The following is a 21,425-nucleotide window of genomic DNA, read 5'->3' as shown; positions in this document are numbered from 1 at the left end:
TAAATATAATTTCGGGATGGGTCTAATATATAATAAATAGGTCTTACCATTGAAAATTTTAATTTAGCGCTGGCCATTAATCCTCGTGATTCATCCTCGAAAAGGAATATCATTACCTGCTACTTGTATCAAAAAAAGTATGATATAGCAATAATGAAGGGAAAACAATATTTAAAAGAATACCCCTAATGATCCTGAAAGTTACTATAATTTAATGACGAACTACTATTATGCTAAGGACCAGAAAAATGCCATAAGGTTTGGCAAAAAATCCATCCCACTTTATCTTGCTCAAAAAAGCAGATCAGTTTATGATGCATCCTATTTATTGGGTGTGATCTACTACAATCAAGGCGATTACCTTAATTCAGACAAGATGTTTAAGTTGGTAACTGACCGTGGAATAAAAGTAGAAGAAAAGTATAGATCACATTAACTAAACTAATCTGTTTTAATTGTGGCACTTTTTAATCTCTATTAAAATTTGCACACAAATTTGTGACAACTTTTGTTGTGACAGTTTTTTTGTCACAGTAAAAGTTGTCACAGTATAAACCAGGGCTTAAAAAACAATTTTTATATTTTTTCTAAATGCCAGCCCCGGCACTATTATTTCGTGGCGTAATCAAATACTTTAAATTTTTGAAAAACGTTAGCGGCACAGCCCAGCAAACCGGCTTTGTTACCCAGTTTAGCCGGCACAACCAATGCATTAACTGATGCAACCGGAACGGCTAATGTTTTAATTCTCCGTTCTATCTCTCTGGTATAAAAAGCGCCGGCTTCACTTATGCCTCCACCTATTACAATTTTTTCGGGACTAAAGATGTTGATAAAGCTGGTAATACCTGTAGCCAGGTAATCGAAATGCAGTTCCATTGCTTTAACCGCATATTCTTCTCCCTCCAAGTACTTTTCTATAATGTACCTGCCATCAACTTCGTCTGTTTCGGGTATCCCCGGATGAATAAACTGGTAGTGTTTTAATAAAGCTGTTACCGAAGCATAGGCTTCTAAACATCCTTTAGCGCCACATGCACAGGCTAAACCGTTGTGTTGCACAATAATATGCCCCAATTCTGTTCCTCTGTTTCTAAACCCACCGTACAACTTATTATCGATCATAACAGCCCCTCCTACTCCCGTGCCTACGGTAAGAAAAACAACATCACTGCAATCTTTCGCTGCACCATAAGTCATTTCGCCAAGCCCCATCAAATTGGCATCATTATCCATTATAATATTGTAACGGGTTACATCCTGCAAAATTTCGCCCAGGGCCAGTTGCTTAAAGCCGGGTAAATTGTCGGCACCGGCAATAATTTTATTGTTGTATATCGTTCCCGGAAATCCTATTCCAACGCCCAGAATAGGGTGCTTAACTTTTGACGCGCAGGTTTGGATCGCCTCCACAATAAGTGCAATAATTGCACCCTGTGTTTTTGCCTTTTTTAACGAAATTAATGTGGAATATAAAATTTCTCCCTGCTGGTTCACTACCCCGCATTTTAGCGACGAGCCGCCAACATCAATTCCAATGGCATAAGATTGATCCATGTTGGTATTGTTTAAAGTTATCATTTGTTTGTGGTTTTAGTCTTTCTGTTTTTGTTTTAGGGTAATTTTGTCAATTCCAAACCCTGCTCTGGCTGGCAGTTTTGCCTAAGCATTATTCCTGCTCAGCAATTTTGCTTCCTGCCATTGAATCGACACCATATTTATCCTTTTTAATCAGGGCTAAAAATAAAACGCAGTGTGCTTTAAGGGCTTAGGTTTTGGCTCAAAATATTTTAACATTGGTTAACGACTACTATCCTACCCTTCAAAAAAAACATGATTTCATTTCGAATGTATTAATCAGCCCATAAAAATGAGGTTTTAATCAAATTCAAAATATTTATGGTAATAATCAAAAGTGTTTATGTACCGATGCCCCTAATTTCACAATTATAAAACAATTATCAACAAATATCAAAGATTCAAACCTTAACACAATGAAAAAAGCTTTTTGCTTAATAGTGCTGGCTACTACACTCTTATTAAATGGTTACGCTGCGCCCGTACAAAACGACCCGCCGGCAAGCTGGCTAAAAAAAACCACTGATATCATTGCATTTCAGTTGAACAAGGCTAGCCAAACCTATAAACCGGGCCAAAATCCGCGTTCTGTAAATCCAAATGGAACCGTTAGGATTGCTGGCTTAACCGATTGGACCACCGGTTTTTTTCCGGGCAGTTTATGGTATGGATACGAGCTTACCGGCGATCAGAACCTGGCAGATGAAGCTAAAAAATTTACGCTGGCGCTAGATTCGATCCGCAACATTACCAATACGCACGATTTGGGTTTTATGCTCTACTGCTCGTACGGCAATGCTTTTAGGCTAACCGGCGATAAAGCCTATTTACCGGTATTAGCCGATGGAGCAAAGCACCTTGCAGCGAGGTTTAACCCTAAAGTTGGGGTAATCCGTTCGTGGGATTTCGCCTGGTGGCATTACCCTGTAATTATCGATAACATGATGAACCTCGAATATTTATATTGGGGCGCCAAAACATTTAACAGCCCTAACTATGCTGCTATAGCCAATGCACATGCTACCACCACCATGAAAAACCATTACCGCAAAGATTTTAGCTCTTACCATGTGGTAGATTACGATGCAGCAACAGGAAAAGTATTGAAAAAAGCCACCCACCAGGGTTTAACAGACGAATCGGCCTGGGCCCGCGGACAAGCCTGGGGTTTATACGGCTATACCATGTGTTATAAAAACAGTAAAAACCCGGCCTTTTTAACACAGGCCGAAAACATTGCCAAATTTATTATGAACCATCCCAGCTTACAGAAAGATAAGATTCCGGCATGGGATTTAGATGTACACAACGCCGATGATTTGGATACCGATGGTGCAGCTCCACGCGATGCCTCGGCTGCCGCAGTAATTGCCTCGGCCCTGCTCGATTTAAGCACCCAGGTAAAAGATGGTCAAAAATATTTTAACTACGCCGAAGATATTTTGAAAACGCTATCATCCGACGCTTATTTGGCTAAACCAGGAGAAAACCAATATTTTATCCTGAAACACAGTGTAGGTGCTTTTTTATACAATTCGGAAATAGATACCCCTCTTGATTATGCCGACTATTATTACCTGGAGGCCTTAAATCGTTATAAAAAAATTAAAGGTTAACAAAGCCCATAAAAATGATGTTAAAGAAATTATTGTTAACGGCTTGCCTTTTTTGCCTTTCGGGCGTTGCTTTATATGCCCAGGAGCAACCTTTAGGCAGCAATAGCTTCGGCAGTATAAATCTGTCGCACCCCGGCCTCGAAAATGTGGCCAAAGCTATGGCTAAAAACGACTACGAAAAAGCCGCCACACAGTTGCTGGCTTATTTCCGCAAAAGCAAAGCCGCGTTAAGCCCTGGCCAAACTACCCAAAAGGTAAACCCCAATACGCAACAACTTGCCGATGATATTTTGCTGCACAAATTTAAACCGCACAAAGGTTACGGCACATTTGATTACGGGAAAGACATTAACTGGCAGTTTCGGCCGGTTAAAGACCAGTTGCTGAACACTTTTTTGCACCGCACAACTTTCTGGGAATCGCTGGGTACCGTTTATTTAGCCACAGGCGATGAACGTTACGCTAAAGAATGGGTTTTTGAGGTGCAAGACTGGATTAATAAGAACAAACAAGGCGCTTACGCCGATGATAAAGACTACGCCTGGAAAGCTTTTGTAGTTTCGTTTAGGTTAAACAATTGGGCTACTTTCTTTAACCAGTTTATTAATTCGCCAAATTTTACGCCAAAATTTTTATTGGCTTTTCTAAATGCTTATAACGAACAAGCCAATTATGTAATGGCCAACTATACCGATATGGGCAATCACAGGTTGTACGAAGCAGAACATTTGCTTTTGGCAGGTACCAGTTTTCCTGAATTTAACCAGGCCAATACCTGGCGCAAAAGTGGTATAACGGTACTAAATGCCGAAATTACGAAACAGGTTTACCCCGATGGTGTACAGTTCGAGTTGTCGCCGTCTTATCATATTGGTACCATTAGCACATTTTTGCGTGCTTTAAAAATGGCCAAAGATGCCGGAACTGCAAGCGATTTCCCTCAGAGTTACCGCAACCTGGTAGAGAAAATGTGTACGGCAGTGCCTAAATTTTCGTTTCCGGATTATACTTTCCCCCTGTATGGCAATTCGTTTATCACCAACAAAACACAGATGATGAAGAACTACCAGGCCTGGGCTGAAGTGTTTCCTGGGAATAGCGAAATAGCCTATTTTGCTACCGGCGGCAAATCGGGCGCTCAACCTGCATATTTATCCAGTGCGCTAAACAATGCAGGTTTCTACGCTTTTAGAAATGGCTGGGACCAAAAAGCTACCGTAATGCAAATCAAGGCAGGGCCACCGGCCGAATTTCACTCACACCCTGATAATGGCAACTTTGTACTTTGGGTTAAGGGACGCAATTTTACGCCCGATGCCGGCAGCTTTATTTATGCTAATGTAGGCAATCAGGAAAACAGTAAAAGAGACTGGTACCGCAGTACCAAAGCACATCAAACCCTCATGCTTGATGATAAAACCATTGAAAATAACGCCAAATTAATAAAGTGGCAACCCGTTGGTGATGTACAGGAACTGAGCTACAGCAATCCGGGCTATAAAGGTTTAGATCATCAGCGTACCTTCCTTTTTATCGATCAGTCGTACTTTATCATTATCGACAAGGCCAATGGTGCATTAACCGGTAAATTGGGCATCCATTATGTGCTTGGCGAGGATGCCAAAGCTGTTGTAGATAAAAACAACCTTCAGTTTAATACCGCTTATGCTGATGGCAACAACCTGAGCATACAGGTATTAAACAAAACGGGTATTAACCTTAAGGAGGAAGAAAGCTTTGTTTCTTACGAATACCAGAAAGAGGCTGCACGCCTTGCATTTGTTTTTGAGCAAGAGAAGCTTACAGGTAAGCTGGGTACTTTTGTAAGCCTGGTAATGCCCTATACCGGCACCAACGCCCCTAAAGCATGGTTAAAAGAAAATGCAGGCAATAATTTCGAAACCGGAAAAATAGACCTGACCTTAACCATAAACGGCAAGGAAAAAACCATTAAACAACAACTCTAATTACACCTTAGCAACATAAACATGATACGTTTTAAAGCAAAAATTTTCTTTTGTGCCTTTCTCCTCTCCGGTACGCTTGCAAAGGCCCAAAGTAACATTAGCAAAGAAAGCTTTGACCTGATTAACCTGGGGTATCCGGGCCTGGAGCAGGTAAAGAAAGCGGTAGAAGCCGGCCAATACGAGGAAGCAGGCAAAGTACTTTTGCGTTACTACAGAAATAAACTGGGTGCTAAACCCGATTTAAGTAATCTGGAAACACCAATTGATACGGATAAGTTAGCCCCTAAAACTAAGGAAACTGCCGATAATGCCCTGAAACATCTTTTTAAAACGCAGGAAAGTTATGGCTATTTTGATTTTGGGCAGGATATTAACTGGCAGCTTTGGCCGGTAAAAGATAACGAAGTGCGCTGGCAGCTACACCGTGTTAAATGGTGGATGCCCATGGCAATAACTTATCGTTATACCCACAATGAGCAATATGCCAAAGAATGGATGCTCCAGTTTGAAGACTGGATGAAAAAAAATCCCCAGGGCTTATCGGCAGATAATGATAAGTACGCCTGGCGTCCGCTTGAAGTATCAGACCGCATTCAAAGTTTAATACCTACACTGAGTTTTTTCATCAACTCGCCCAATTTTACTCCGGCATTTTTATTAACCTTTTTAAAAAGCTACGGTCAGCAGGCCGATTACCTGCCTAAAAATTATGCTGCAGAGGGTAATCACCGCTTATTTGAAGCTCAACGTACCTTATTTGCTGGTGCATCGTTACCCGAATTTAAAAATGCGCCGGCCTGGCGTAAAAGCGGCATCGATGTGTTAAATGCAGAGATTAAAAAGCAGGTACTGGCCGATGGTGTACAGTATGAACTATCGCCGGTTTACCATGCCGCAGCGATTGATATTTTTATTAAAGCTTATCAGGGTGCGCAAAAAGCAGGCGTAGCGGGCGAGTTTCCGGCCAGCTACAAACAAACCATCGAAAAAATGGCCATGGCTTTTATCAACATCACCTTCCCTAACTATAACCAGCCCATGTTTGGCGACTCGTGGATCAGGGAGAAAAAGCTTCGTTTAAAGCAGTTTCAATCGTGGGCAGCTATGATTCCCGAAAATCCTTTTATTCAATATTTTGCCAGCGATGGCCAGGCAGGTAAAAAACCAAACTGGTTATCGAACGCATTAAGCAACGCTGGTTTTTATACATTCCGGAACGGTTGGGATAGTACCTCTACTATTTTAATGCTTAAAGCAAGCCCTCCGGCCGAGTTCCACGCGCAGCCAGATAACGGCACTTTTGAGCTTTGGGTAAATGGCCGCAATTTTACACCGGATGCGGGCTGCTTTGTTTACAGTGGCGATGCCGAAATTATGAAACAACGCAACTGGTACCGCCAAACCCGGGTACACAGCACGCTAACTTTGGATAACCAAAATATGCTGATTACGAATGCCCTACAAAACAAATGGCAAAGCAGTAAAAACCTGGATATTTTAACCTTTACCAATCCGAGCTACAAAAATTTAGACCACCGCAGAACGGTAATGTTCATCGATCAAAAATATTTTTTGGTGTTTGATGAGGCCCTGGGCACCGCTACCGGTAACCTGGGTGTACATTTCCAACTCAAAGAAGATAGCAAACCGGTATTTGATGAAGCGAACAACAAGGTTTTTACTACTTATACCGACGGCAATAACCTGTTAATCCAATCGCTTAATACAGATAAAATTACTTTACATGAGGAGGATGGAAAAGTTTCATACGAGTATGGTAAAGAAATGAAACGTCCGGCATTTGTATTCGAAAAGCCAAAAAGCGACGATAAAACACAGCAATTTATAAGCATAGTTTATCCATACAACGGCAGCAAAGCACCAGAAATAAAGATTAAAGAAAATGCCGGTAACGATTATATAAATGGCAACATCAATATCTCAGTTAGCATTAATGGCAAAACAAGTGTACTAAAAGCAAAACTGAACGGTGGCAACACCACTCCATAGTGATTAAAGTTAAGAGGTAATGGTTATACGTTACCTCTTTTTATTTACAGATAAAAAAGAATAAGATGATCTAAAAAATTACAACCAAGCCTTACTAACCAAAAAACATATGAGAAAAAAAACAGTCTATTTTAAAAAGTATATGGCTATTGCCGTATTATTTTTAGCGGGTGCGTGCAGTAAAATCCAAAGCGAAAAAAGCACAACAACGTTTAAACCAATTTCCAGAATGAGTGGAAGCGCTCCTGCAAGCTATGGCTACGGCGATACCATTTTAAACATCAATTACGAAAGCGGCACACTTAACTCGGGCATTAACGGCCTAACACCTACCAATGCCACAGCGGCCGATGCGGCATACATTGTATCATCAGGCGCTACCGGAAATTATGCCATTGCACACAAAGTAACCTATGGCGATTCTACCTACTACTCTGATGGCAACTGGCGCAGCGAAGCAGCAAGCAACGGCGTACCTGTAAGCTGCTATTTACCTGGCGAGGAACGCCGGTATGAGTTTAGTGTATTGTTAAAAGACTGGACAGCCTGGAATACCGGCGACCCGATTAATGAAACCAATATTTTTCAGCTAAAAATGTCGGGAGGCGAAGCCGTTCCACTCCAAATCCGCACGCAGCGCAATGCAATGCGCGTGGTTTATGGCAATATGGATAATACCAAAACGGTAGTAGACATCCTTAGCGATATACGCCCATCGGTAAACCAGTGGATACAGTTCAGGGTAGATGTAAAATGGGCCACTACCGCAACCGGATCTATGAAAATTTACATGAAATTGCCCGGGCAAACAGATTTTACTTTAGCCAACGAAAGGAATAATGCCGTTACTTTTACCGGCGATGTAGGCAGTGGAAACGTTGGTTATGTTAAATGGGGTGTTTACGTAGTGCCACCCAACCTTACACGTATTGTATACCACGATGATTTACGGATTATTAACCTGAACTACCCACCTACCAGCAATGGCCTGATTTGGGGAAACAGTGTTCCGGATGCTAACCCGGCTTATTTGGATGGGCCCTATACCAAAGCGGGTACCGTAAGCCTGCCTGCCAGTTATAACAACACCAGCAACATTTACCAGCATCCTTATATTAAGTATCAGGATCCGCAAAACATTGTATATGTTAACAGCACAAGTCCGGCGCCAAACCCTGCCGATAATGTGGTGGGTACGCCCTGGTCTGATTTTTCGCGGTCTACACTCGCTGCATCGGGCATGTCGGGCAGTACCCCGGGGCCAAGCGGGCGTTATTTGTTGGGTGGTTGGGCAAATGCATCATCGGCCAGTACACCAACCGCGATTGATCTTACTGAATATTACGAATTCCGTTTAGAGCCAAAAAGTGGTTATTATTTTAATTTTAGCGATATTAAGTTTACAGTGCTTAGGGGCAGCACTACGCATCCCAATCAGTTTGTGTTGCGCTCCAGTGTAGATAATTATGCCAGCAACATTTCTGCACCGGTTAGCATTAGCGGTACCACCACGCCTACGCTCATATCGTTCAATGCAGCAGCTCTTACCAATATCAATACAGCCGTAACTTTCAGGTTATATGCCTATGGTGCCACGGCAACCAGTGGTAATTTACTGGTGGGGCTTAACGATTTTCAGGTAAACGGCCAGGTACTTCAATTGCCTTAGCTTACCTTATATTTAAAAACAAAAAAGGCTTTCCTTACCATTAAAGAAAGCCTTTTACAACAAATTAAGCTGCTTAGCTTAAAATGATCTGGTAATTTACATTTACTCTTTTCGGATAATTGCTTTGCTCGTTGTTTAACGAAACAAAAGCTGCACCGTTGTGAACTTCGTTTTTTAATGCGTGCTCATAGTGTGTTTGAATAGCTTCCTGATAATCGCCCTGAAGGTGTTTGGCTGTTTCGGCTAAAAGATTTCGGTCATTTAAGTTTTCCGGCAATAAAGTGATATCGCAGTTTCCCTCACTTATTTCTTTGACTAAGTATTTCATTTTTGTTTTAAATCTTTGTTTCCCGCTTTATAAATAAGATTACGCGAACAGTCAAAAATATGGTAAGTCTGTATTTTTCATGTAATCTAAAAGTTAATTTTTTGGGTAAATCATGTATCAATTTCAATTCGAAACGTATGATTTCGACCACACAACAATACTTTCAGCAGCAATACAACTTATAAAACACTGTTTATCAACAACAAAACGGATTAATTATTCGAACCGGCAGCCCGCAACCGGTTTAAGGTTTCTGGTTAAAATAATTACTTAAAAAAACACTTTGAAATTTAATTGCATTTGCCCAGTAATCCCAATTGTGTACGCCGGGCCTGGTGGTAAAATCGTGTGGAATGTTGTTGTACAGCAATTCATCGTGCAGGCGTATATTGGCTTTATAGAAAAAATCGTCTACACCACATTCAAACGCTATAGCAAGCGCTCCGGGCTTAATCAGATAAATCATATCAATTACACTATTCTGTTTCCAGCGCTCCGGAAACTCATCCTGTTTACCCAATCTTTTCGAAATATTCCATCCGTTAGGAAAAGGTTTAATATCTACCCCACCGCTCATGCTCCCCACAGCCCCATATACATCCTGATGCTTAATGGCCAGGTAAAATGCACCATGCCCGCCCATACTTAAGCCGGTTATGGCCCTGCCCTTCTTTTCGGCAATGGTTTTATAGTGTTCATCAATGTAGCTCACCAACTCAGTAGCCACATAGGTTTCGTATTTCCATTCGGGGTCTACCGGGCTATCGAAATACCAGCTGGTTACATTACCATCAGGGCATACAATGATAAACTGATACTGATCGGCCAGGTTTTTAATTCCCGGCACTTTTTTAACCCATTCGGCATAACTGCCTCCGGCACCATGTAGCAGGTAAACCACAGGGTACGATTTTCCGCTTTTATAGCTATCGGGTTTAATCACTACTGCATTGATATTTTTTTTCATCGATTTGCTATACGTTACAGCAGTATCTACTTCGGCGGCGTTAGCAACACAGGTAAACAGGAATAAACAAATGGCTACTAAAAAGCTATTTTTCATGCGTTATTTTTAATGAGGTTATAATATGATGCTAAATTTATAAAATTAAGCTACATTCTTTGCCAGGTGTTAATTTTATTACTTTTGGTTTATTTCTAATCAAAAATGAAACTGACCTCTTTTCTTTGTGTTACCCTGCTGGTAACCACAATTATGACTAAAAGCATTGCACAAAATAAGCTGCAAGCTGCCAACTTCATTACTTTTAACGGCTACAGCAACAACTTCGCCGAAAAACTTCAAAAAAGCGAACCTGTAACTGTTGCTTTTTTAGGCGGATCGATTACCAATATGGAAGGCTGGCGCGCAATGGTTTGCAATTACCTGTCTAAAACCTACCCGCAAAGCAAATTTAAATTTATCAATGCTGGTATCCCATCGTTGGGTAGTTTGCCGCATAGTTTCCGCCTTCAGCGCGATGTACTGGACAGTGGAAAAATAGACCTCCTGTTTATCGAGTCGGCGGTTAACGACCATGTAAACCAAACTGCAGAAAAGACACAGCGCCGTGCATTAGAAGGCATTATCAGACATACATTGAGTAAAAACTCAAAAACCAATATCGTATTGATGGCTTTTGCCGACGAAGATAAAAATGATGATTTCGATAAAGGCCAGGTACCAACAGAAGTAAAAGTACACAGTGATTTAGCCGAATATTACCACCTGCCTTTTATTAACCTCGCACTGGAAGTAGATAAACGCATTGCCAGCAAAGAATTTAGCTGGGCTGGTGATTTCAAAAACCTGCACCCTTCGCCCTTTGGGCAGCAGCTTTATTTTAATACCATTAAAACCTATCTGGAAGAAAACCAGAAAAACACTGCGAAGAAAGCTAATGGTAGCATACCTAAAATTTTAGACAAGTTTGCCTATACCAAAGGGCAATATGTTAACGTTACTGCCGCCGAAAATTTAAACACCTTTAACATCAACAAAAGCTGGAAACCAAATGACGGCGTGGGTACACGTGATGGTTTTGTAAATATCCCCGTGCTCGAAAGCACTACCCGAAACAGTACTTTCGATTTAATTTTTAAAGGCAATGCTGTGGGTATTGCTGTTCTATCAGGTCCCGATGCTGGTATGCTGCATTACCGCATTGATAACGGAGCAGAAAAAACGATCGATTTGTTTAGCCAATGGAGTACAAGCCTGCATTTACCCTGGTATTTGCTGCTTGGCGATGAGCTGGGTGGTGGCGAACACAAATTAAGTGTACGCATTAGCGAGTATCATAACCAAAAATCAGTGGGTTATGCCTGCCGTATTGCTTACTTTTTGGTAAATTCGAATTGATGGTTTAATTTATTTTGTTGATCTAGATTTACTATTCCTAATCTTGAAATCGTAATCCTAAAGGTTTTTGCTGAAGATTGATTTAGACCAAAATTAAGGTTTGAATTCAACAAAGTAACAATTCAAGTTTACCAACGGAAGCTACCAGGTAGTTCCAAAACCATTTTAAAGTTTAAAATTATGAGTGATATATTAAATAGAGTTTTTCAAATTTGGGCTTATACAGTTAGCCATAGTTTTCTGATACTAAGAAGCCCAATGAAATTCCCAGATCAAGATGACTCCAACGAGCTCTATGATTGCAATATTGATATAGAATTTTCAGCAGTAGCATATTTGGATTTACCCAATATTTTGAAAGGAATAGAAATAGGAGAATTGACTAGATGTATCCCTAAAAAACTAATCCATTACAGAAAAGATTTAGGATTTAAAATTTTTGAAATTAAATCTGAAAATAACATATTTTATGTTGTTGCAGGGAATTATAGAATTGGAAAAAATAAGTGGCTGATTGAAGATAGGGTTATTAATTCCAATTTGGAATATGATGAAATATTAGCGAAATCATAGCGCTCTAAGGGTGTAACAATAGAAATGACAATAGTTAGGTGATATGATACAATGATGAGTAATATAACAGTTTAGGAGGAGCGGGAGGGCAGACTTTTGTAACACAACAGGCGTTGCTTCTATTGTTTATGTATTCCTAAGCTGGCGCTAGAACGTAAGGATGATTGAGGCAATATAATGGCTCTTCTTATTTTTGAACGAAGTTTAACATGTAAAATATGAAAAAGTATATATATTGCCTGTTTCTTATTGTGCATGTCATTGCAATTTCGGGTTGTTTCAATAAGGATATTGAGCATGAGGATGGCTTTGGTAACTTTGACGTAAGTTCAGATGGAGAATTGATTGTATTCTCATGGATAAATAATGGGCAAGCTTCACTCTACATATACGATATAAAGAAAAATTATGTTTTGAAAAAAATCAGCTCCTCATCTGAAGCTTCTTTTCTCAATCCAAGGTTTTCAGGCGATGGAAAAAATGTTGTTTTTGTCTCAAACGAAAAGAATTCCATAAATAGCTCAATATGCGTTGGAAATATAATTTCCGGGAAAATTAAAAAAATAACCGACACTAACAGCATCAAAACCGAGGCTATCTTTAAATCAAATGGAGATAGTATAATTTATTGTTCAGCAAACGAGTATGGAAATAATTCAATTGTGACAGCAAAAACTGCGCGTGATTTTGATATCTATTCCGCATCTATATCCTCTGGCTTGTCTAAAAGATATACAAACCTAAATGCTTATTCATTAGGTAACTTGAATATAGATTCTGCTTCGACTATCGCATTCTATGTTTTTACGGGAGACAATGGCGGGATATTTAAATATAACTCCATTGATGGAAGAATGTCAAAGAGAATTTACTCTTTAAATGATGCTTCCGACAAGGCAGAAGACTATTCAAACCCATTTTTTATTGATAGTAATCATTTATTGTACACAGTTTATAATAGAATGTATATAATGGAATTGAATTCTCAGAAAACAAAATCTATATTTTCATTTAATTCAAACATCTCCAATCTTCGCTACTCTTCTACTCTTCAAAGGATTTTCTTTACAGACGAAAGTGGTGATGGAACTATTTATTCAATAGATATTTCTGGTAAAGAGAAGCGTGAGTTGAAACTAATGCCTCGTTCTTGACCTTAGAAGATAATAGCTAAGAGAGTATATTTAAGAAAGTTAATTCAGAACCCTCCAATGAACTTAATATTTATAGTTCTCTTAACCCAATACCGTTTACTTTAAAACTTCAAAGGTTTGATTTTTTACATTAAACTACTTATAATATAAGGTCATGCTCCATCACCAATAATTATTAAAGTTAAGTAAGCTATGATAGTCGATACATGGAATAAATATGGATACAGAAAATAAAATGTGCTTGTTGCAGTTTTTATACGATCCAAAAGGATGCGATTTCAACTATCTGCCCGGTTTTTTTTTTGGCAAAAAGATTTTTATCAAGAGGAGCATATTGATGATGACGAGGGACCAAATTCAATTTCTTTGCGTCAAGCAAAAGTGAATTTTAAGTCTTTTGGAGTAACAGAGAGGGAATTTTTACATTTTGTAAGACTACCTGAAAAAGATAAGATCGGAGAATAAAGAGGCTTTGATAAAAGAGATTGATCCTATTTCATCACTAAACCTATTATTGCTTAAATGATAACACTGAAAACTTGGCGATCTCTTTATACAAAAGAGAAATAAAAACTTGCTAAAATTGTGTTCCTACAATTATTCCAAATCTGAACGCGTTCAGGATAAACTAAAAGTCGTCAATTAAATGAGGGTATTTCACCCCTTATATTTGTCGCAATTGCACTTTTCAGGTTGTAAAAGTTACAATAACTTTGATTAACAATTTAAATCAAGAAAAAAAATGGAAAACAATGCAATTACTGTAGAAACCACTGTAAATAGTCCTGTTGAAAAAGTTTGGGACTTTTGGAATAACCCAGACCATATTACAAAATGGGCATTTGCCTCACCAGATTGGCATACGCCTTATGCCGATAACGATTTAAGGGTTGGTGGCGAATTTAAAAGCACCATGGCCGCTAAAGATGGCAGCATGAGCTTTGATTTCGGAGGTACTTATACCACCGTTGATTTGCTTAAAAAAATAGAATACACCCTGGGCGATGGCCGCAAGGTAAGTATCATTTTCGACGCACTAAGCGAAGGCACCAGAGTTACCGAAACTTTCGATCCGGAAGGCACCAACCCGATTGAAATGCAACGTGGCGGCTGGCAAGCCATTCTGGATAATTTTAAAAAATATACCGAAGAATCTTAATGCTCAGCTATATTCCTTACAGGTTAACCCTATCTGTAAGGAATATGCCATTTTTACGCAATTTATCATCCCAAAATAATCCTACAGTAACAATTCGATTATTATTTGATTCGCATAATTTTTGATTTGAACCGAATACTTTGATATTGTGACCATAATTTACATTTGCCGTGTAAATTATACACTATGTATCGTATATCTTTATTTCTACTATCGTTATTCCTATTTATTAATGTGTACACGGGTGCAAATGCCCAAACACTCAGCTTAAAACAGGCTGTTAATACGGCCTTAACCAATTATGGCACCATTAAAGCTAAAGATAGTTATGCAAATGCATCCAAATCAACCATCCAGCTAGCCAAAAGAGAATACCTGCCTAATTTTAGTCTTAGTGCACAGCAAGATTATGGTACCATTAACGGCCAAAATGGCCCACAGTATGGCTTTGGTGGTTTGGGTACAGCATCGGCAGGGCCTGCGCTCGATAAGCAAAACTGGAATGCGGCCTTTGGTGCACTTTACCTGGCCAACATTAACTGGGATTTCTTCACCTTCGGAAAAATTAAGGAAAGGATAAAAATTGCCAGTGCTACCTACAACCGCGATAAAAACGACCTGGAGCAGGAAAAATTTCAGCAGGAAATCCGCGTTTCTGCAGCATACCTTAATTTACTGGCAGCGCAACGCTTAACCAAATCGCAGCAAAAGAATTTAGCACGTGCGGTTACCTTTCAAAATACGGCTATAATCAGGGCTAAAAACGGGTTGATTGCCGGAGTAGATTCATCGCTGGCCAAAGCCGAAGTTTCGAATGCTAAAATTGCCTTAACCAAAGCCAAAGATTTAGAGCAGGAACAAGCCAACCGTTTAGGCGTTTTAATGGGGCTCACTGCCACCACTTACGATTTAGATACCGCATCGATTACACGCATTCCAAAAAATCTGCTAGGCGATAGCATTAACAGTGCCCACCCGCTTTTAAAGTTTTACCAAAACCGGATTGCGGTAAGTGAAGAACAGGGCAATTATTTTAAAAAACTTTATTACCCTACCCTTTCTTTATTTGGAGTAATGCAGGGCCGTGGTTCGGGTTTTAGTTCGGGTTATGCTTTAGATCAGACTGCCTTTTCATCGAGCTATTTGGATGGGATCAACCCAACCAGGGGTAACTATTTGATTGGCATAGGAATAACATGGAATCTCTCTACCTTGCTTAAAAACCGTCCGCAGGTACGCGCGCAGGCATACATTAGCGAGGGCTTAAAAGCAGAATATAACCTGGTCGATCAGCAGTTAAAAGCCCAGCTGGCACTGGCAGAAACCAAACTTACCAATGCCATGGACAATTACCGCGAAGCACCAGTACAGGTAAAGGCCGCTTCGGATGCCTACCTGCAAAAAAGCACCTTATATAAGAATGGCTTAACCACCATGGTTGATTTAACCCAGGCACTTTTTACACTCAACCGCGCCGAAACCGACCGCGATATTGCCTATACCAATGTTTGGCAGGCTTTGCTGTTAAAATCGGCAGCCCTTGGCAACTACGACCTATTTATCAACGAATTTTAATCTGCCCCAATACATGAATTTAATACGTTTCGCACTCCGCAAACCCATTTCCATACTGGTTTTAGTTGCCGGGTTGTTCTTTTTCGGTATAGGAGCCATCAACCAGGTGAAGGTTGATATCCTGCCGCAAATGAACCTGCCGGTAATTTACATTGCCCACCCTTTTGGTGGTTATACGCCCGATCAGATGGAAGCATATTTCGGCAAGCAATATGTAAACATCCTGCTTTTTGCCAACGGTATCAAAAGTATCGAAACCAAAAATACGCAGGGCTTAATGCTCATGAAACTTACCTATTACGAAGGCACCAATATGGCCCAGGCCGCGGCCGAACTAAGCGCGCTCTCTACGCGGGCACAGGCCATTTTCCCGCCGGGCTCGCAGCCACCTTTCGTAATCCGTTTCGATGCCTCTTCGCTTCCCGTTGGTCAGCTGGTGTTGAGTAGCCCCATCCGCACCAACAACGAACTGCAGGATTTGGCCAACACTTATGTGCGCCCCAGCTTCTCATCTATTCCGGGTTTGCTGTCTCCTGCCCCTTTTGGTGGTAGCCCGCGCACAATAGAAATTAATGTTAATCCCTCATTACTGCGTTCGCACAACTTAACGGTCGATCAGGTGGTTGAAGCCATCCGCCTCAATAACCAAACGGCTCCATCAGGCAATGTGCGCATTGGCGATAAAAACTACCTTACGCCTACCAACTATACCATTAAAAAAGTTAAAGATTTTGAGAACATTCCCCTGTTTAAAGGCAGTGTACAGAATTTACAGCTCCGCGATGTAGCTACCGTTAAAGATGGTGCCGATTTGGTGGCCGGCTATGCTTTAGTTAATGGTAAGCGCTCAGTGTACTTAAGTATTGCAAAATCAGGCGATGCCTCTACCTGGGATGTGGTAAAAAACTTAAAGAAAAACTTACCCAACATTCAAAATACCTTACCTGAGGATGTAAAGCTTTCGTACGAGTTCGATCAGTCGGTTTATGTAATTAATGCAGTAAAAAGTCTGATCAGCGAAGGTGCTATCGGCGCAATTTTAACGGGTTTGATGGTTTTACTCTTCCTTGGCGATAAGCGTGCGGCACTGATTGTAATCCTCACCATCCCAACATCCATTATTGCCGGCGTTTTGTTCCTGAAATTATTCGGGCAAACCATCAACATCATGACACTAAGCGGACTGGCTTTAGCCATTGGTATCCTGGTAGATGAATCGACCGTTACGATAGAAAATATACACCAACATTTTGATATGGGAAAACCCAAAGCGCTGGCCATTTGGGATGCCTGTAAGGAAATTGCTTTCCCTAAATTACTGATCCTGTTTTGTATCCTCGCTGTTTTTGCACCAGCTTTAACCATGTCGGGCATACCGGGGGCTTTATTTTTACCCCTGGCACTGGCCATTGGATTTTCGATGATTGTTTCGTTCTTGCTTTCGCAAACTTTTGTCCCCATTATGGCCAACTGGCTGATGATTGCGCACCCGAAAAAAGGTAACGAACACCATCCGGGCATTACGCAGGATGAAGCTGATTTTAAAATTACCGGCATTACCCTCGAATCGGAAAAAGATACCCTAAACCAAAAAAGGGTATTGGTGGAGCGCGAAGATTTTAGTGGCAATGGCAAAATTGGGGTTTTCGATCGTTTCCGTAATCGTTTTATGCGCTTTATCGACCGTATATTGCCATATAAGAAACCTGTCGTGTTAACTTATCTGATGGTTATTATTGGTTTAGCAGCCCTTTTACTGGTTAATATAGGTCGCGATGTTTTACCACGCGTTAACTCGAGCCAGTTCCAGTTGCGTTTGCGCGCGCCCGATGGAACGCGTTTGGAGCGTACCGAAGAAAAAGCCAACGTAGTTTTGGCCGAACTTAAAAAAATGGTTGGTGCAGAACATGTAAGCATATCTTCGGTTTTTGTGGGGCAACACCCTGCACAGTTTTCGGTAAACCCGATTTATCAGTTCATGGCTGGCCCGCACGAAGCTGTATTTCAGGTAAGCTTAAAAGATTACGAAGCTGATATGGATGATTTTAAGGACCAGTTCAGGACAAAAATTAAACAACTGTTACCCGATGTTAAATTATCATTCGAACCGATAGAACTGACTGATAAAGTATTGAGCCAGGGCTCTCCTACTCCGGTAGAGGTGCGTATTTCGGGCAAAAACAAAAAGCTGAATGCGCAATACGCCAATAAAATTGTGGCCGAGCTGAAAGAAATTTCTTACATGCGCGATGTTCAGATTGCACAACCCATTAAATACCCTTCATTGAATATCGAAATCGACAGAACCCGTGCGGCACAAATTGGGATTGATATGGCCGACATTTCGAGGTCGCTGATTGCCTCTACTTCATCATCGCGTTACACCGATAAAAATATCTGGCTGGATGAAAAAGCGGCTTTACCTTACAATGTTCAGGTGCAGGTGCCCTTAAACCAGATGGCCAGTAAAGATGATATTGGGGAAATACCTTTATTGAAAAATTCGGCCAGACCTGTATTGAGCGATGTAGCGAAGATTACACCCGATACTACTGCCGGCGAAAACGACAATATTGGCGCTATGCCTTTCTTATCGGTTACTGCAAACCTTTACCATACTGATTTGGGCACTGCCACCAAAGATGTAGAAAAAGCGATTAAAGGTGTAGGCGAACTGCCAAGAGGTTTAAATGTTGCTGCCATTGGCATGAGCAAAGTACTTACCGATACGCTGGATAGTTTACAATCGGGCTTGTTTGTGGCCATTGTAGTGATATTTTTAATGCTGGCAGCCAATTTCCAGTCGTTTAAAGTGCCCCTGGTAATTTTAGCCACGGTACCTGCAGTTATTTTGGGTTCTTTATTGCTCTTAACCATTACAGGCTCTACCCTAAACCTGCAGTCGTACATGGGTATTATCATGTCGGTTGGGGTATCTATTGCCAATGCGGTATTACTGATTACCAATGCAGAACAGTTGAGAAAACACAATGGAAATGCGCTCCAATCAGCCCGCGAAGCCGCAGCCTTACGTTTGCGTCCCATCATTATGACGAGTATTGCCATGATTGCGGGTATGTTACCGATGGCTATTGGCCACGGAGAAGGCGGCGGGGCAGTTTCGCCACTGGGCAGGGCGGTAATTGGCGGTTTGCTGGCTTCAACATTTGCTGTACTTATTATTTTACCACTGGTTTTTGCCTGGGTACAAGGCAAGCAAACTACCGATTCGATGTCGCTCGATCCGGAAGATAAAGACAGCATCCATTACATTAAAGGTTTAGAAGAAAACGAATAAAATCATCACAAATGAATACCAAGCTATTTTCAACAGGTTTATTAAGTGCAGGTTTCCTGTTACTCACGGCTATTTATGGTTGTGGCCATGCCGAATCAAAGGGAGAAGTAAAAAAAGAACAAGCCCCGGTTATTGCCACATTCGACCTTAAAAAAGAAAAATTATCTACTAAACTGAGCTTACCGGGCGAATTAATTGCATTGCAACAGGTAGATTTATATGCCAAAGTAAGCAGTTTTGTGCGTACACTAAAGGTAGATATCGGTTCGGAGGTAAGCAAAGGCCAGCTGTTAATGACCCTCGAGGCGCCCGAATTGAACTCGCAACTTTCGGCCAGCCAATCGCGTGTTAAAGCCCAGGAAGCCATTTACACTGCCAGCAAGGCCAACTATAACCGTTTGTACGAAACCAGTAAAACACCGGGGACCATTTCTACCAACGATCTCGATCAGGCCATGGCGAAAAAGAACGCCGATTTGGCGCAGCTCGAGGCTGCAAAGGCAGCTTATAAAGAGGTTGGTTCTGTACAGGATTACCTTACCATCCGTGCACCGTTTAGCGGTATTATTTCTGCCAGGAATGTAAATTTAGGGGCTTATGTAGGTCCATCGGGCAAAGGTTCTGATTTGCCTATTTTTACTTTGCAGGATCAGAAAAACCTGCGTTTAGCGGTATCAATCCCCGAAATTTATACGGGTTACCTGAAAGCGGGCGACGAAATCAGTTTTACTGTTAAGCCTTTACCCAGCCAAATATTTAAAGCAAAAGTGAAACGCTTATCGGGAGCTTTAGATTTACGCTTGCGCGCCGAACGTATTGAAATGGACGTACCCAATGCCAGCAAAATATTGTTACCGGGCATGGTAGCCGAAGTAAGCATTCCGATACCAGCCAATGCCAGTACTTTTATCATCAACAAAAAAGCATTGTTAGATACCAGCGAAGGTTTATTTGTGTTAAAAGTGCAAAACAATAAAGCAGTAAAAGTTGAGGTTAAAAAAGGCCGCGAAACAGACGACCGTGTTGAGGTATTTGGCGATTTGGCTGAAGGTGACAAATTAGTTGCAGAACCTACAGAAGAAATGCACGAAGGAATGGCGATTAAACCATAACTTTACGATATAAGCACTTACAGTATGTTAACCAAAAACCAGGAGCTTTCTACCCTCCAGAAAAACGAAACCCTGGAGGATTTTTACAATAAACTAAAAATCAACCGTCCCGAAATTCCTACGCCTAGCTTAGGGATGATTAACGACATTGGGCACTTTAACGTTTTTAACCGAACTACAGTTTGTACCAATGTGCCTTCGGTTTTTAGCCGGAGAGATTTTTATAAGATTTCTTTAATTATTGGCAATGGGATATTACATTACCCCGATGCCGAGATTGAAATAAAGGGGCGTGCCTTGTTGTTTACCAACCCCAATATTCCATACTCCTGGGAAAGCACTTCGCCAAAGCCTGCGGGCTACTTTTGCCTGTTTACCGAAAACTTTATCCATAACCGCAACGAAACCCTGCGCGATTCGTTACTCTGGCGCATTAACGATAGTCCGGTTATCCACATCAACGAAGAGCAGGAAGTCGTATTGACCGACATTTTCTTAAAAATGATGAAAGAGATGGATGGTGATTACATCCACAAATATGATTTGCTGAGAAATTATGTACAACTCATTGTTCACGAAGCTTTAAAAGTAAAACCACAAGGCGAATTACTGAAACAAAATAACGCCTCGGTACGCTTAACTGCCTTATTTATCGAATTACTGGAAAGACAGTTTCCTATTGGCTCTACCGAGCAAATACTCGAATTAAAAACAGCACACGATTTTGCCTGCCGATTACTGGTGCATGTAAACCATTTAAACCATGCCGTAAAAGAAGTTACCGGCAAAACTACCTCCGAACATATTTCGAGACGGGTAACAACAGAAGCTGTAGCCTTGCTGAAACATACCGAATGGAACATCGCACAAATTGCTTACTGTCTGGGCTTTGAATATCCGGCCAATTTCAACATCTTTTTTAAACGCCAGATGCAATGTACACCCAAACATTTTAGAACTACCTAGATTTATCTAATCGTCTGTATTTATCCGAAGAGCTCCTAAAGGTGCTAAGGATTTTTGT

17 protein-coding genes are annotated in these 21,425 nt (G+C 40.9%); 14 read left to right on the top strand and 3 right to left on the bottom strand.

The features are described 5' to 3' along the window. Window positions 1–214: 214 nt before the first annotated feature. The gene (locus tag DBR40_RS10410) at window positions 215–436 is read left to right on the top strand and encodes a hypothetical protein (protein ID WP_124559685.1); all 222 of its coding nucleotides are present in this window, start codon (window positions 215–217) and stop codon (window positions 434–436) included. Between the two features lie 173 nt (window positions 437–609). Here DBR40_RS10410 and DBR40_RS10405 read toward each other — a convergent pair whose 3' ends face one another. Further along, window positions 610–1,581, bottom strand: coding sequence for an ROK family protein (locus DBR40_RS10405; protein WP_233603849.1), 972 nt, complete (start codon window positions 1,579–1,581; stop codon window positions 610–612). A 413-nt stretch (window positions 1,582–1,994) separates the two neighbouring features. On the opposite strand from DBR40_RS10405, the gene DBR40_RS10400 reads away from it, so the two are divergent. The 4 genes from DBR40_RS10400 to DBR40_RS10385 all read left to right on the top strand — a co-directional run bounded on the left by DBR40_RS10400 (window position 1,995) and on the right by DBR40_RS10385 (window position 8,840). Then, the gene (locus DBR40_RS10400; RefSeq protein ID WP_124559684.1) at window positions 1,995–3,194 is read left to right on the top strand and encodes a glycoside hydrolase family 88 protein; all 1,200 of its coding nucleotides are present in this window, start codon (window positions 1,995–1,997) and stop codon (window positions 3,192–3,194) included. Between the two features lie 14 nt (window positions 3,195–3,208). Then, a complete protein-coding gene (gene hepC, locus DBR40_RS10395) occupies window positions 3,209–5,161 on the top strand; it encodes a heparin-sulfate lyase HepC (RefSeq protein ID WP_124559683.1) in 1,953 nt (650 codons plus the stop codon). A gap of 21 nt (window positions 5,162–5,182) precedes the next feature. Then, the gene (gene hepC, locus DBR40_RS10390) at window positions 5,183–7,171 is read left to right on the top strand and encodes a heparin-sulfate lyase HepC (protein WP_124559682.1); all 1,989 of its coding nucleotides are present in this window, start codon (window positions 5,183–5,185) and stop codon (window positions 7,169–7,171) included. A gap of 109 nt (window positions 7,172–7,280) precedes the next feature. Beyond that, the gene (locus tag DBR40_RS10385) at window positions 7,281–8,840 is read left to right on the top strand and encodes a heparin lyase I family protein (protein ID WP_124559681.1); all 1,560 of its coding nucleotides are present in this window, start codon (window positions 7,281–7,283) and stop codon (window positions 8,838–8,840) included. A gap of 73 nt (window positions 8,841–8,913) precedes the next feature. Here DBR40_RS10385 and DBR40_RS10380 read toward each other — a convergent pair whose 3' ends face one another. Both DBR40_RS10380 and DBR40_RS10375 read right to left on the bottom strand, forming a co-directional pair. Beyond that, window positions 8,914–9,168: a hypothetical protein gene (locus DBR40_RS10380; protein WP_124559680.1), complete on the bottom strand. Its 255-nt coding sequence runs from the start codon at window positions 9,166–9,168 to the stop codon at window positions 8,914–8,916. Window positions 9,169–9,412: 244 nt separating this feature from the next. Beyond that, window positions 9,413–10,231, bottom strand: coding sequence for an alpha/beta hydrolase (locus DBR40_RS10375; protein WP_124559679.1), 819 nt, complete (start codon window positions 10,229–10,231; stop codon window positions 9,413–9,415). A gap of 105 nt (window positions 10,232–10,336) precedes the next feature. On the opposite strand from DBR40_RS10375, the gene DBR40_RS10370 reads away from it, so the two are divergent. The 9 genes from DBR40_RS10370 (at window position 10,337) to DBR40_RS10330 (ending at window position 21,367) form a co-directional block, all read left to right on the top strand. Further along, window positions 10,337–11,530: an SGNH/GDSL hydrolase family protein gene (locus DBR40_RS10370; RefSeq protein WP_124559678.1), complete on the top strand. Its 1,194-nt coding sequence runs from the start codon at window positions 10,337–10,339 to the stop codon at window positions 11,528–11,530. A 180-nt stretch (window positions 11,531–11,710) separates the two neighbouring features. Next, window positions 11,711–12,103: a hypothetical protein gene (locus DBR40_RS10365; protein WP_124559677.1), complete on the top strand. Its 393-nt coding sequence runs from the start codon at window positions 11,711–11,713 to the stop codon at window positions 12,101–12,103. Window positions 12,104–12,321: 218 nt separating this feature from the next. Next, window positions 12,322–13,257, top strand: a complete 936-nt coding sequence (locus tag DBR40_RS10360; RefSeq protein ID WP_124559676.1) for a TolB family protein — start codon at window positions 12,322–12,324, stop codon at window positions 13,255–13,257. Window positions 13,258–13,527: 270 nt separating this feature from the next. Continuing rightward, window positions 13,528–13,722 (top strand): CPCC family cysteine-rich protein, encoded by a 195-nt coding sequence (locus DBR40_RS10355; protein WP_124559675.1) that lies wholly within the window; start codon window positions 13,528–13,530, stop codon window positions 13,720–13,722. A 277-nt stretch (window positions 13,723–13,999) separates the two neighbouring features. Then, the gene (locus DBR40_RS10350) at window positions 14,000–14,416 is read left to right on the top strand and encodes an SRPBCC family protein (RefSeq protein WP_124559674.1); all 417 of its coding nucleotides are present in this window, start codon (window positions 14,000–14,002) and stop codon (window positions 14,414–14,416) included. A 186-nt stretch (window positions 14,417–14,602) separates the two neighbouring features. After that, the gene (locus DBR40_RS10345) at window positions 14,603–15,991 is read left to right on the top strand and encodes a TolC family protein (protein ID WP_124559673.1); all 1,389 of its coding nucleotides are present in this window, start codon (window positions 14,603–14,605) and stop codon (window positions 15,989–15,991) included. Window positions 15,992–16,004: 13 nt separating this feature from the next. Then, entirely contained in the window at window positions 16,005–19,289 is a 3,285-nt protein-coding gene (locus DBR40_RS10340; RefSeq protein WP_124559672.1) for an efflux RND transporter permease subunit, read from the top strand. A gap of 11 nt (window positions 19,290–19,300) precedes the next feature. Then, on the top strand, window positions 19,301–20,401 hold the full coding sequence (locus tag DBR40_RS10335; protein ID WP_124559671.1) for an efflux RND transporter periplasmic adaptor subunit: 1,101 nt from the start codon (window positions 19,301–19,303) through the stop codon (window positions 20,399–20,401). A 24-nt stretch (window positions 20,402–20,425) separates the two neighbouring features. Next, window positions 20,426–21,367, top strand: coding sequence for a helix-turn-helix domain-containing protein (locus tag DBR40_RS10330; protein ID WP_124559670.1), 942 nt, complete (start codon window positions 20,426–20,428; stop codon window positions 21,365–21,367). Window positions 21,368–21,425 lie beyond the last annotated feature (58 nt).

This window comes from Pedobacter sp. KBW01 (genome assembly GCF_003852395.1).
In the GTDB taxonomy this organism is placed as follows: Bacteria; Bacteroidota; Bacteroidia; order Sphingobacteriales; family Sphingobacteriaceae; genus Pedobacter.
The sequence above is the reverse complement of the archived record's forward strand: the minus strand, read 5'-3'. Positions and strand labels throughout refer to the sequence as shown.

Coding starts and splice junctions, on each gene's coding strand:
- DBR40_RS10410 (WP_124559685.1), top strand. CDS start 215: ATGACGAACTACTATTATGCTAAGGACCAGAAAAATGCCATAAGGTTT.
- DBR40_RS10405 (WP_233603849.1), bottom strand. CDS start 1,581: ATGATAACTTTAAACAATACCAACATGGATCAATCTTATGCCATTGGA.
- DBR40_RS10400 (WP_124559684.1), top strand. CDS start 1,995: ATGAAAAAAGCTTTTTGCTTAATAGTGCTGGCTACTACACTCTTATTA.
- hepC (WP_124559683.1), top strand. CDS start 3,209: ATGATGTTAAAGAAATTATTGTTAACGGCTTGCCTTTTTTGCCTTTCG.
- hepC (WP_124559682.1), top strand. CDS start 5,183: ATGATACGTTTTAAAGCAAAAATTTTCTTTTGTGCCTTTCTCCTCTCC.
- DBR40_RS10385 (WP_124559681.1), top strand. CDS start 7,281: ATGAGAAAAAAAACAGTCTATTTTAAAAAGTATATGGCTATTGCCGTA.
- DBR40_RS10380 (WP_124559680.1), bottom strand. CDS start 9,168: ATGAAATACTTAGTCAAAGAAATAAGTGAGGGAAACTGCGATATCACT.
- DBR40_RS10375 (WP_124559679.1), bottom strand. CDS start 10,231: ATGAAAAATAGCTTTTTAGTAGCCATTTGTTTATTCCTGTTTACCTGT.
- DBR40_RS10370 (WP_124559678.1), top strand. CDS start 10,337: ATGAAACTGACCTCTTTTCTTTGTGTTACCCTGCTGGTAACCACAATT.
- DBR40_RS10365 (WP_124559677.1), top strand. CDS start 11,711: ATGAGTGATATATTAAATAGAGTTTTTCAAATTTGGGCTTATACAGTT.
- DBR40_RS10360 (WP_124559676.1), top strand. CDS start 12,322: ATGAAAAAGTATATATATTGCCTGTTTCTTATTGTGCATGTCATTGCA.
- DBR40_RS10355 (WP_124559675.1), top strand. CDS start 13,528: ATGCGATTTCAACTATCTGCCCGGTTTTTTTTTTGGCAAAAAGATTTT.
- DBR40_RS10350 (WP_124559674.1), top strand. CDS start 14,000: ATGGAAAACAATGCAATTACTGTAGAAACCACTGTAAATAGTCCTGTT.
- DBR40_RS10345 (WP_124559673.1), top strand. CDS start 14,603: ATGTATCGTATATCTTTATTTCTACTATCGTTATTCCTATTTATTAAT.
- DBR40_RS10340 (WP_124559672.1), top strand. CDS start 16,005: ATGAATTTAATACGTTTCGCACTCCGCAAACCCATTTCCATACTGGTT.
- DBR40_RS10335 (WP_124559671.1), top strand. CDS start 19,301: ATGAATACCAAGCTATTTTCAACAGGTTTATTAAGTGCAGGTTTCCTG.
- DBR40_RS10330 (WP_124559670.1), top strand. CDS start 20,426: ATGTTAACCAAAAACCAGGAGCTTTCTACCCTCCAGAAAAACGAAACC.